This window comes from Parapedobacter sp., from assembly GCF_053550995.1.
Genome location: NZ_JBMQOC010000026.1, coordinates 64,959 through 77,601 on the forward strand (window position 1 = coordinate 64,959; position 12,643 = coordinate 77,601).

Here is a 12,643-nt window from a genome sequence, read left to right on the forward strand (position 1 = left end):
TGCTTTAACCGTTGCCTAGCCAGTTCCTGCTTTTTAGTTTTCGCGGACCTTACGATGAGTGGGGGGAATAAGGTTTCATCATCACAGGCTCTCTGCATAACGGCACAGTGCAATGATACCCTTTACATCGTTGAAATCCAGCTCCTTTTCCATTAGGTATTTCTCCAGAGCCTCCCTATGGTCGCGATAAATCCGGTGGAACTGTTTGAAGCTGGAGAACTTTTTCCGTTTTCCGTCGAGCTCGATCATGTAATCGTGGTAAATCTTGGACACCTCTTGTTCCGGGGTTTTGCGGTCCGACCCTAAGCCCTGGAAAAAGGCAGTCGAATAAACGTCGACCGAAGCCAGCTTGCTGGTGCCGCCATAGGCCACCGGTGGTGGTTTTTGTGTGCTGTTTGCGTTGAATCGAATGTACACGGTAGGATTGCTTGACACTTTTTCTAACGCGTTTTCACCGTCGAGGAGAAAAATGCGCCCCGCGATGACAAGCGAGTCTATGCCCCTATAATCAGCCACCACCTTTACCTGGCCATCCCGCATATCGATGAAATAAAGTGCGCTTTCCACCAGGTTATAATTCACTTTTTCAGCCGATGTTTGGCCACCGTGAAAATGTACCACCGCGTCGTAATAGTCATCAAAAAGAAAAGGCGATAGGGAGTCTTGGGCATAGCCGGGCATCGCAAGCGGGGCTACCATCAGCAGAAGACAATACACAGGTTTCATTTCGCACTGTTTGGGTGGAAAGTTACGCAATTTTTCGTTTCATCGTTCATGAAACATCATCGTGGGCCGAAGGGCATTGAAAAACTAAAAACGCACCGCCGTGACCCTAAAGGTCTTCAAGAGCTTTGCTAAGTCATAGATTTCGTATAAACAGGCTCAATACTACCAAAAAGATGCGGGGTGTTGTTGTTAATTTTCATTAATATTGCAGCCAGCACAATAAACTTAAAAGCATGAATATCATCAACACGTGCCTAATGACGGCAACCCTCGCCCTTGCGTCGCTTGCCGCCCACACACAGACTGCTCCAACATTTATTTCGTATCCTACACTGACGCCCGATGGCCAAACCGTTGTTTTCAGCTATGCAGGCGATCTGTGGAAGGTGGCTGCCAATGGCGGGCAGGCACTCCGACTCACGGCGATGCGGGGCGATGAAATCGCGCCAAGGGTTTCGCCCGATGGCCAATGGCTGGCGTTCTCGGCCAACCAATTCGGCAACCACGATGTATACGTAATGCCTTTGGCGGGCGGCGCCATCAGGCAACTTACCCACCACGATGCCTCCGATGAGGTAGACAGCTGGAGCTGGGATAACCAGACCATCTACTTCACCTCGGGACGCTATAACCGATTTACCAGTTATACGGTGGCTGCCCAGGGCGGAACCGCCAAACGGCTCTTCGGCCATTACTTCAACACCATACACGGCGTGGTGGAAAAGCCTGATGGCGAACTCCTTTTTAATAACACATGGGAAAGCTATTTTAATGCGAACCGTAAACGCTACAAAGGGGCGTATAATCCCGATATCATGGGTTATCACCCGGAAAACGACGCATTCACGCAATATACCGACTACGAAGGGAAAGACTTCTGGGCTTCTATAGATCGGCAAGGCAATATCTTCTTTGCGTCTGATGAATCCAATGGAGAGTACAACCTCTATACCTTTGCCAACGACGCAAAGACGGCACTCACCCAATTCGATACTTCTATCAAACGGCCTGTGGTATCGGCCAACGGCACGAAGGTGGTGTTCGAAAAAGATTACCAGTTGTATATCTATGATGTGGCCACCAAGGAAACGTCGAAGCCCCATGTTACCATCAGCCGGAATGCCGTGTTGGATGCACCGCACGAGTTTGACGTGAAAGAAAACATCACCTACTTCGATGTGTCGCCCGACGGCGAGAAGCTGGCCTTCATCTCGCGGGGCGAACTCTTCGTGAGTGACGTCGAAGGCAAATTCATCAAACAGATGCCCAGCTCGGGCGAACGGGCCATGGAAGTGAAGTGGCTGGCCGACAACAAGACGCTGCTATTTAACCAGACCCATGCGGGCTACCTCAATTGGTACACGATTGCGGCCGACGGCAAAAGTGAAGCCCAGCAGCTCACGGCCGATATGCGCAGCAACCGAGACATCACGCTCAACGCGGAGCGTACCCAAGCCGTATACCTCAGCGGCCGTGATGAAGTGCGGCTGCTCAACCTGAAAACCTTGCAGAGCACCACCGTGGTGAAAGATGAGATATGGGCGTTCCAGAACTCGGAACCCGCGTTTTCGCCCAATGGCGAATACCTCCTGTTTACGGCCTACCGCAATTTCGAGCAGGATATCTTCGTGCATCATATCGCTAAGAACGAGACCATCAACCTCACCAATACCGGGGTGTCGGAAACATCGCCCGCATGGTCGCCCGATGGCAAATCTATCTATTTTGCCAGCAACCGCACCAAGCCGGCCTACCCTACCGGCATGCGCGATGCCAGTATCTACCGCATGGCGCTGGATGATTTTGACGAACCTTACCGGATTGACAAGTTCAACGAACTTTTCGAGGAAAAAAAGAAAGATGAAAAGGACGGTGACGGCAAAAAGAAAGATAAGGATAAAAATGACGAAAAAGACGGTGATGCCGATAGTACGAAGATAACCCATACGCCCATTGTTATCAATACCCAAGGGCTGCTCGACCGCATTACCCGCATAAGCCCCGCTTTCGGCACACAAAGCAATCCCAGAACATTCAAGAAAGGCGAGAAGACCTATATCTTCTATACCTCAAACCACGATAGCGGGCGTAGGGCCCTGTACCGCACGGTACAACAGTCATTTGAAGACGATAAGACCGAGAAGGTGGCCGACGGTGGTGTGGGTAACTTGGTGGAGGTGAAAGGGAAATTCTACGCCCTTTCAGGCGGTACCGTGCAGCAATACAACATCGACGGCAACAAGCTCGAAAAGGTGGATATCGCGTTCAAATTCCGCCGGAACCTGGAAGACGAGTTCAACCAGCTATTTTACGAAACCTGGGCCGGTATCGAAGAGAACTTTTACGACGGTGACTTTCATGGGGTAGACTGGGCTGCTATAAAAACCCGCTATGCTACTTACCTGCCCTACCTGAACAACCGTGCCGACCTGCGTGTATTGCTTAACGACATGTTGGGTGAGCTCAACTCATCGCACCTCGGTTTCAGCTCCAGTGGTACCGACGAGCGTAAGGATTTTTCGGTGGTAACCAATGAGACCGGGGTGCTGTTCGACAACGAAAACCCCTACCGCGTGTCGCGCGTGGTAGCCCGGAGCCACGCCGCCCGCAAGGAAGTGGATATCCGCCCCGGCGATGTGTTGATCGCCGTTGACGGGCAACCGGTGGATACCCTAGCCGACCGTGATGCGTATTTCACGCGGCCTTCGTTGGCCGATGAAATGGTGCTTACCTTCCGGCGCGGCGGTGCGGTGGTCATCGCCAAGGTACGGCCCCAACGCAGCAGTGCCCTGCGCGACCAGCGCTATGACGAATGGATACGGGCCAACCGCCGCAAGGTGGATTCGATGGGGAACAACCGCATCGCCTACACCTATATGAAAAACATGGGCAGGGGCGAGCTGGAGCAATTCCTGCTGGACATGGTGGAGCAGGAAGCCCAAAAGGACGCCATCATCCTCGACCTGCGGTACAACACCGGCGGCAACGTACACGATGAAGTGCTGCAGTTCCTCTCGCAGCGTCCGTACCTGCAATGGCAATACCGCGGCGGCAAGCGCTCGCCGCAGAGCAACTTTGCCCCTTCGGGCAAGCCCATCGTGCTGCTGGTAAATGAGCAGTCGCTCAGTGATGCCGAGATGACCGCCGCCGGATTCAAGGCATTGAAGCTGGGCAAGATCATCGGCACGGAAACCTATCGGTGGATCATCTTCACTTCGGCAAAAGGCTTAGTGGATGGTTCGATGTACCGCGTGCCGGCCTGGGGCTGCTATACGCTGGAGGGTGACGACCTTGAGTTGACCGGTGTGTCGCCCGATATCTACGTCAAGAACACCTTCATGGATCGGTTGCAAGGCAAGGATCCGCAGTTGGAGCGGGCAGTGAAGGAGTTGTTAGGCGAGTTGGGTAGATAACGATTAAGATATATATTTCTTATAGCGAAATATATTATCGGGCAGGAAAACAACGGATAGCCTGTTTCGACCTCTTTATTTCGCATATTAAAATCCGTACCTTTGCCCGCGAAAATTACCGGCTGCTTTTAAAGCAGTATGGCTGCACCACGGTAGAAACATATCCGAATGAATAAAATACATTTCCAAGAGAAATTCGAGGAGCGGCACATCGGGCCGAGCGCCGATGAAACCGCCGACATGCTGGGCGCCTTGGGGCTGCAAAGCCTCGGCCAGCTGATGGACGAAACAGTTCCTGCACAGATTCGCACCTCCACGCCACTACGGCTGCCGGATGCATGGAGCGAAACGGCATACCTGCAACGGATGCGGGCCGTGGCCGATAAAAACAGGGTATTTAAATCCTATATCGGCCAGGGGTACTACGGCGTTACACTCCCCGGGGTTATCCAGCGGAATGTATTTGAAAACCCGGGATGGTATACCCAGTATACGCCCTACCAGGCAGAGATTGCCCAAGGCCGCCTACAGGCGTTGCTTAACTTCCAGACGGCGGTCATCGACCTTACCGGGATGGAAATAGCCAACGCATCGCTGCTGGATGAAGCGACAGCCGCAGCAGAAGCCATGTTTATGCAGTACGGCCTCCGTAAGAACAAGGCGGCTGACAAGTACTTCGTTTCGGATAATGTATTCCCGCAGACACTCGACGTGCTGCATACCCGGGCACAGTCGTACGGCATTGAGTTGGTGGTCGGAGACGTCCGGGCGGTTCCCGAAGACGATACTATTTTCGGAGCACTGTTGCAGTACCCCGCAGGCGATGGCTCGATAACCGACTATAGTGGCTTGGTGGAACAACTGCATAGCCGCCACATTTCCGTTTGTGCGGTGGCCGACCTGCTCAGCCTGGTATTGCTGGACGCCCCGGGCGAGTGGGGTGCCGATGTGGTGGTGGGCAGCACACAGCGCTTCGGTATCCCGATGGGCTTCGGCGGACCGCACGCGGCTTATTTTGCCACCAAAGAAGCATATAAGCGCAATATCCCCGGCCGCATTATCGGCGTTACCATAGACGCACAGGGGGAATATGCCCTGCGCATGGCGCTGCAAACGCGCGAGCAGCATATCCGGCGTGATAAGGCTTCGTCTAATATCTGTACGGCGCAAGCGCTGCTGGCCATCATGGCCGGATTCTATGCTGCATACCACGGGCCGGAGGGGCTGCGGCGGATAGCAGACCGTATACATGGGCTGGCCAACCTGCTCGACCGCGCATTGCGGCAGTTGGGTTATACCCAATATAACGACACCTATTTCGATACCTTGCGCGTGGAACTGGGTGAGCTTGCTGGGCCATTGCGCGCCGAGGCGCTCAACAATGAGGTGAATCTTCATTATCAGGGTACGGTAGCGGGTGTTTCTATCGATGAAACCACGACTTACCAGGATATCGAAACCTTGGTGCGCATCTTCGCCAAGCTGAAGGGCAAGACACTTGACGATGCTGACCTGCCGGGCCGGTCCCAAAACCTAACGCCAACCATCCCGCAGGCGTTGCAACGCACATCGGCATACCTGACGCATCCGGTGTTCAACAGCTACCACTCCGAGCACGAGATGCTACGGTACATCAAATCATTGGAAGCCAAGGACCTTTCGTTGTGCCATTCAATGATCCCGTTGGGGTCGTGTACGATGAAACTCAACGCTACGACCGAAATGGTACCCGTAACGTGGCCAGAATTCAGTAGCATCCACCCGTTTGCCCCCACCGACCAAGTGGGGGGGTACATGCAACTCATCAGCGAGTTGGATGCATGGCTGAGCGAAATCACCGGCTTTACAAAGGTAAGCTTCCAGCCCAATTCGGGCGCCCAGGGAGAGTATGCCGGATTGATGGTCATCCGTGCCTACCACGAAAGCCGTGGCGATACGCATCGCAACGTGGTACTTATCCCCGCCTCTGCCCACGGTACCAACCCGGCGTCGGCCAGTATGGCCGGTATGGAGGTAGTGGTGGTGAGGTGTGACGAACGGGGCAACATCGACGTGGCCGACCTGCGCACCAAAGCTGAAACGCACGCAGCCAACCTGGGTGCCTTAATGGTTACTTATCCGTCTACCCACGGCGTTTTCGAAGAGCCTATTGTTGAAATATGCGATATTATCCACCAAAACGGTGGACAGGTATATATGGACGGTGCCAATATGAACGCACAGGTAGGTTTCACCAGTCCCGGGCGTATCGGCGCCGATGTGTGCCACCTCAACCTGCATAAGACATTCTGTATACCGCATGGTGGTGGTGGCCCCGGTATGGGACCCATCGGTGTGGCCGAGCACTTGGTGCCGTTCTTACCCAACCATGCAGTGGTGCCTGTAAGCGGCACCGAGGGGATTAGCGCCGTATCGGCGGCCCCATGGGGGTCTGCGTCCATCTTATTGATTTCACATGCCTATATTGCACTGATGGGAGGCGAAGGGCTTACCAATGCCACCCGATATGCCATCCTCAACGCCAATTATATCAAAGCACGGCTGGAAGGCCATTATCCGGTGCTCTACGCAGGTGCCAATGGCCACTGTGCGCACGAACTGATATTGGATTGCCGCGCATTCAAGGCGGTTGGTATCGAAGTGGGCGATATTGCCAAGCGATTGATGGACTACGGTTTCCATGCGCCTACGGTGTCTTTCCCCGTGGCGGGGACATTAATGGTAGAGCCTACCGAGTCGGAATCGCAGGCGGAGCTTGACCGTTTCTGCGAGGCGATGGTTGCCATCCGTGCCGAGATAGCGGCGATTGAAAAGGGTGGGGCCGACCGGACCGATAACTTGTTGAAAGGTGCGCCCCACACCATCGCCATGGTCAGTGCCGACGTGTGGGAAAAGCCGTATGCCCGTTCGGAAGCGGCTTTCCCGCTGCCATTCGTACGCGACCACAAATTCTGGCCGGCGGTGGGGCGGGTCAACGATTCGCAGGGCGACCGGATGCTGATCTGTGCTTGTCCACCAATAAGTGCCTACGAAACGGCCGAAGCGTAACCCGGGTTACACAGCAAAAAAACCCATTCCAGCCATAGCCGGAATGGGAATGTACGACTTTCGTCGTACGGATGTGCTTTTCCTGCGCTGGAATTATCCAGATCAGGTTCGGGGATGTAATCTCAGCCTGATCGACTCAAGCACTCCCGGCACATCGTTTGGTAAGAAAACACACCAGCGTAGGAAGAGTTTTAAAAAAGATGATTTTTTTTATCTTTGGTCTATTCAAACACGTATTTCCATGAAAGCTTTTAATATTATCTTCTGCGTTCTGTTTTTGATCAGTGCCGGTTTGCAATATAACGATGTGGATCCCCTTTTGTGGATTGTCTTATACGGCTTTGGCGCGTGGGCGTGTTTTATGGCAGCACGGGGCCGATACCTCATTTGGGCTTACGCATCGGGTATTGTGGTTTACCTCGGCTTTGTGGTGTACTTCCTTATCTTTAAACATAACGTGCTCGATTGGGCGCTTCACCATGAAGCGAAAGACCTGGTGCAATCGATGAAAGCCGACAAACCATGGATAGAGGAAACCCGCGAAGTGTTGGGTCTCTTGATACTCATTGCTGTGTTGGCGGCCGACTGGGTGTTGGCGGCCAGGCGCAGGCGGATTAATGTGGCCTAACCAGCAGCTTTTTTTATCTTTTTTTACAACAACTTTGCCCAAAGTTTACGTAACTTTAACACGTAGACCCGAGGGTGGTGGCCAATGTTGAGAAATTTTGCACATTCGGACTTGACCAATATATTTTACGTGTAAAATACATCTAAGTTGCTGATTACAAAGTGAATAATTGATATTTCATTTTTTAATTTTTTTGGTGGTTTTTTTTTGCCACCTTCGTTTCACGGAGAAGTTATCAACATTTTTTCGGTCATTTATTGGATATCAACTTTTTAAGATTTAACGAATGGAAAAAACGAGCACGAGTGTATGGAATAGCTGTCTGCAAATCATCAAAGATAATATTCCCGCACAAAGTTATAAGACCTGGTTTGAGCCCGTTAAGGCTGTACGGTTGGAAGGTAACGTTTTGACTATTCAAGTACCGAGTTTATTTTTTTACGAATGGCTGGAAGAGCATTATGTCGGCTTGCTGCGCAAAACGATAAAAAAGCATCTCGGCGAAAATGGACGGTTGGAATACAACATCGTTGTCGAAAAATCATCCACCAGTAATCCATACACCACCAATATCCCTTCAAGCGGTAACGGAGCCGAAGCGAAAAGGCAATCGATTCCCATTCCTGTAGCGCTTAATAAAGATATCAAGAATCCCTTCGTCATTCCGGGCCTGAAGAAACTGCAGGTAGACCCGCAGCTGAACCAGCATTATACATTCGATAATTTCATCGAAGGTGAGTGCAATCGATTGGCGCGGTCGGCAGGTTTTGCTGTAGCAAGCAAACCGGGTGGCACATCGTTCAACCCATTGATGATTTATGGAGGTGTGGGGCTTGGCAAAACGCACTTGGCACAGGCTATCGGTAATGAAATCAAACGAAACCTACCCGACAAGCTGGTTATCTATGTATCGTGCGAGAAATTCTGCCAGCAGTTTGTCGATTCCCTGAAAAATAACACCATCAACGACTTTGTCAATTTTTACCAGGCGATGGATGTCATCATCATGGATGATGTGCATAATTTTGCGGGTAAAGAGCGTACGCAGGATATCTTTTTCCATATCTTCAACCACCTCCACCAGTCGAGCAAGCAGATCATCCTTACATCGGATAAGCCGCCCAAGGATCTCGCCGGGCTCGAAGAGCGGCTATTGAGCCGGTTCAAATGGGGCCTTTCGGCCGATATGCAGGTGCCCGATCTGGAAACGCGGATGGCCATCCTTAAGAAAAAGATGTATTCCGATGGCATTGAGTTGCCCGATAATGTCATCGAGTATGTTGCCAACCAGATCGATAATAGTGTACGTGAATTGGAGGGAGCGATGGTTTCGTTATTGGCACAGGCTACGCTCAACAAAAAAGAGATCGATCTCAACCTCGCTAAATCGATGTTGAAGAATTTCATCAAGAATTCGCACAAGGAGATATCGATGGATTACATCCAGAAATTGGTATGCGATTATTTCGAGGTACCGGTGGAAATGGTGAAATCAAAATTGCGCAAGCGCGAAATCGTGCAGGCCCGACAGATATCGATGTACCTGGCAAAAAATCACACCAAAACGTCGTTGAAGTCTATCGGTGCGTTTTTCGGTGGCCGGGATCATTCCACGGTCATCTACGCCTGCCAGACGGTAGAAGATCTTATTGAAACAGATAAGAAGTTCAAAGCCTATGTACAGGATATCCAGAAGAAGCTGAAGACCAGCTAGTGGCTTGGGGCATTCCCCCGATTTCCGTACCTTTGCATCCGGTTATCGGTTAGCGTGCATGGCTATTACCATTGGAAATATCAATTTGGGGGCTTTCCCCTTGCTTTTGGCACCCATGGAAGATGTGAGTGATCCGCCATTCCGTTTTGTGTGCAAGCAAAACGGGGTGGACATGATGTATACCGAGTTTATTTCTTCCGAAGGGCTTATCCGTGATGCCGCTAAAAGCCGTCAGAAGCTGGATATCTTCGAGTATGAGCGCCCCATTGGCATCCAGATTTTCGGCAGCGATATCGATACGATGCGCGAAGCCACCGAGATCGCAACGCTGGCAGGCCCCGACCTGATCGACATCAATTACGGCTGCCCCGTAAAAAACGTAGCCTGCCGCGGTGCCGGAGCCAGTCTCTTGCAAGATATCGATAAAATGACGGCGATGACCAAAGCCGTGGTAGACGCTACCCTTCTGCCCGTCACGGTGAAGACCCGCTTGGGCTGGGATGACGACACCAAGAATGTATACGAGGTGGCCGAGCGCTTGCAAGATGTGGGCATCCAGGCATTGAGCATCCATGGCCGTACCCGCTCGCAAATGTATAAGGGGCAAGCCGACTGGCATCTCATCCGCGAAATCAAACGCAACCCCCGTATCCGTATCCCCATTTTCGGCAATGGTGACGTGGATAGCGTGGAGAAGGCCGCCGCTTGGCGCATGGAGTATGAGGTGGATGGCATCATGATCGGCCGTGCTTCCATTGGCTATCCATGGATATTCCGTGAAATCAAGCATTTTTTCCAAACGGGAGCGTACCTGCCTGGCCCAACCATAGCCGAACGGGTGGATGTGTGCCGTACGCATCTCCGGAAATCGCTCGAATGGAAAGGCGAGAAGACCGGTATCTTCGAGATGCGCCGGCATTATGCCAATTACTTCAAGGGGATACCACATTTTAAGGAATATCGTATGAAGCTGGTATCGCTGACGGACGTAGCCGATATCGAGGCGGTGCTCGACGAAATCAGCGACCAGTTCGAACTGGAGGTAGCCTAAGCCTAACAATGCTATTTTTTCAGGACCGCCATGAGCGTCTTCCGCTCGATGAGTGCAGCGACGAGTGCGAAAGCTGCAAAAAGTAAGTTTCCGACGATGAGATGGCGGTCGAACACGTCGAATGCCAGCCAGCAAACCACGATACCCGCAACGATATAAGCGCTGTTTTTACCCACGCGGTAAGGGATGGGGTACCGCTGCTGCCCCCACAGGTAGGAGGTAACCACCATGGCGGCGTAAGCAATTGCGGTTACCCAAACGGCGCCCACGTAGCTGTAGCGCGGTATGAGGATGATGTTGAGCACGATGGTAATGATGGCCCCGATACCGGAGATATAAAGGCCAAAGCGGGTTTGGTCGGTTAGCTTATACCAGATCGACAGGTTCATGTAAATGCCCAACAATACATAGTTGAGGAGGAGGATGGGAATGATATGTAGGCCCGACCAATATTGGGCTTGTTCTTTGGGGCTGCCGCCCTCGATGAAATACTTCAGCCATTCGATATTTACCGTAATGCCCACCATCACCAGCACCATGGCGATGACAAAGTAGTCCATGATGAGTGCATAAGTCCGCGGGGCGTTTTCGTTTTTCGAATAACTGAAAAAGAAAGGCTCCGCACCTAGACGGAAGGCCTGCACGGCGATACTTAAGAACACAGCGATCTTTGATACGGCCCCATAGATGCCCAAATCGCGGTCGCCCACCTCGCCGGGAAGCAACTTAGGGATCATGATCTTATCGATATGCTCATTGATGATGAACGAGATATTGGCAATCAATACGGGGAGGCTATAGGAAAGCATATCCATGGCGAGCTTGCGGTCCAGCCGTGGGCGCAACTTGGCGATCTCCGGCAGTAGCAGGACGAGGGTAAGCCCACTGGCGATAAGGTTTGACAGGAAGACATAGCCCACCCAGCCGTCGCGGTACCAAGAAGCGAAATAAGCTGGATAGGTGCCCCCCTGTTCGATCAGCCAGGGGATGGTTATGATGAAAAACAGGTTGAAGCCAATGAACGTGACGACGTTGACCAGCTTGAGGATGCCAAACCGGATGGGGCGGCCTTCGGCACGCAGGCGTGCAAAAGGAATGACAGCCAAGGCATCGGCAGCGAGGATCCAAGCGAAGTAGCGCACATATCGATTCAAGTCGGTATTGTAGCTGCCGTTGTTCAGCCAAGTAGCGATATTTGCCGAGAAAAGGTGCATGGTGATGACAAAGAGCGCGGTGGTGAACAGGATGATGGTGAAGCTGTTGTTGTATACCTTAGCCCGGTCATGGTCGTGCTTCTGCAAATACCGGAAATAGGTGGTTTCCATGCCGAAAGCAAGCACGGCATTGAGCATGGCGGCCCAGCTGTATAGGTTGGTAAAGATACCGTATACGGAAGGGGAGAACTTACCGACGTAGAGCTTTGTAAGCAGGAAACTCACCAGCCTGGCCACGATGGTGCTCAGCCCATAGATAGCGGTTTGTCCAGCGAATTTTCTAAGTACAGACAACGTTTAACACTTAAGGTCACCCACGCGATTTCCTGATGACCTCAAAGTTACGATAGTTTTTCATTTCGCCTTCGTTGGTCGCTACTTTTTCAACCACAGCCCTTTCGGGGCCCTCATGGCACCATTCAAGAAAGGCGTCGAGGGCAAACGCGTCGCCCTCGGCTTCGATGGATACGGTGCCATCGGCCTCATTCCGGGCGGTGCCTTTCACACCCAGCTGGTCGGCCACGGCCTTCGTGGTGAGTCGAAAATATACACCCTGTACCTTGCCGTGTACGACGATGTCAAGGTGCTTGTGTTTGTCGGTATTGGTGCCCATGATTTCTTTCTAATGGGACAAAAATACATGCAAATCGGCACATCAACAAACCCACGAAGGAGTCGACGAATCGTCAAATCGTTTAAAGCACCCCCACGGTTTTATCGAACCGGTAGCTGATGCCGATCTCGTGTGTGGTGTTGGTGATGCGCCTGTCGAGCGGCTCGCTGCCCGGGTTGAACTGGTAGCTGTAGCCCACCCCGAAGCCCGCGAAGTTGAACTGGGCCATGCCGGCC

8 protein-coding genes and 1 riboswitch are annotated in these 12,643 nt (G+C 52.2%); of the genes, 5 read left to right on the forward strand and 3 right to left on the reverse strand.

The features are described from left to right. Nucleotides 1-81: 81 nt before the first annotated feature. Nucleotides 82-726 (reverse strand): hypothetical protein, encoded by a 645-nt coding sequence (locus tag ACO1NT_RS04540; RefSeq protein ID WP_449047215.1) that lies wholly within the window; start codon nucleotides 724-726, stop codon nucleotides 82-84. 233 nt (nucleotides 727-959) lie between these two features. Here ACO1NT_RS04540 and ACO1NT_RS04545 point away from each other — a divergent pair, with 233 nt between their 5' ends. The 5 genes from ACO1NT_RS04545 to dusB all read left to right on the forward strand — a co-directional run bounded on the left by ACO1NT_RS04545 (nucleotide 960) and on the right by dusB (nucleotide 10,580). After that, nucleotides 960-4,139 (forward strand): S41 family peptidase, encoded by a 3,180-nt coding sequence (locus ACO1NT_RS04545; protein ID WP_449047216.1) that lies wholly within the window; start codon nucleotides 960-962, stop codon nucleotides 4,137-4,139. Between the two features lie 168 nt (nucleotides 4,140-4,307). Beyond that, nucleotides 4,308-7,187, forward strand: a complete 2,880-nt coding sequence (gene gcvP, locus ACO1NT_RS04550; protein ID WP_449047217.1) for an aminomethyl-transferring glycine dehydrogenase — start codon at nucleotides 4,308-4,310, stop codon at nucleotides 7,185-7,187. A gap of 61 nt (nucleotides 7,188-7,248) precedes the next feature. After that, a riboswitch (TPP riboswitch) is annotated at nucleotides 7,249-7,345 on the reverse strand. Between the two features lie 83 nt (nucleotides 7,346-7,428). After that, the gene (locus ACO1NT_RS04555; protein WP_449047218.1) at nucleotides 7,429-7,815 is read left to right on the forward strand and encodes a transmembrane 220 family protein; all 387 of its coding nucleotides are present in this window, start codon (nucleotides 7,429-7,431) and stop codon (nucleotides 7,813-7,815) included. A 286-nt stretch (nucleotides 7,816-8,101) separates the two neighbouring features. Further along, nucleotides 8,102-9,529 (forward strand): chromosomal replication initiator protein DnaA, encoded by a 1,428-nt coding sequence (gene dnaA / locus ACO1NT_RS04560; protein ID WP_449047219.1) that lies wholly within the window; start codon nucleotides 8,102-8,104, stop codon nucleotides 9,527-9,529. A 58-nt stretch (nucleotides 9,530-9,587) separates the two neighbouring features. Beyond that, complete coding sequence (gene dusB, locus ACO1NT_RS04565; protein ID WP_449047220.1) at nucleotides 9,588-10,580, forward strand: tRNA dihydrouridine synthase DusB; 993 nt, start codon at nucleotides 9,588-9,590, stop codon at nucleotides 10,578-10,580. A gap of 11 nt (nucleotides 10,581-10,591) precedes the next feature. On the opposite strand, the gene ACO1NT_RS04570 is transcribed toward dusB, so the two are convergent. Continuing rightward, entirely contained in the window at nucleotides 10,592-12,088 is a 1,497-nt protein-coding gene (locus tag ACO1NT_RS04570) for a lipopolysaccharide biosynthesis protein (RefSeq protein WP_449047221.1), read from the reverse strand. Between the two features lie 16 nt (nucleotides 12,089-12,104). Then, nucleotides 12,105-12,407, reverse strand: a complete 303-nt coding sequence (locus ACO1NT_RS04575; RefSeq protein ID WP_449047222.1) for an acylphosphatase — start codon at nucleotides 12,405-12,407, stop codon at nucleotides 12,105-12,107. Nucleotides 12,408-12,643: the final 236 nt, after the last annotated feature.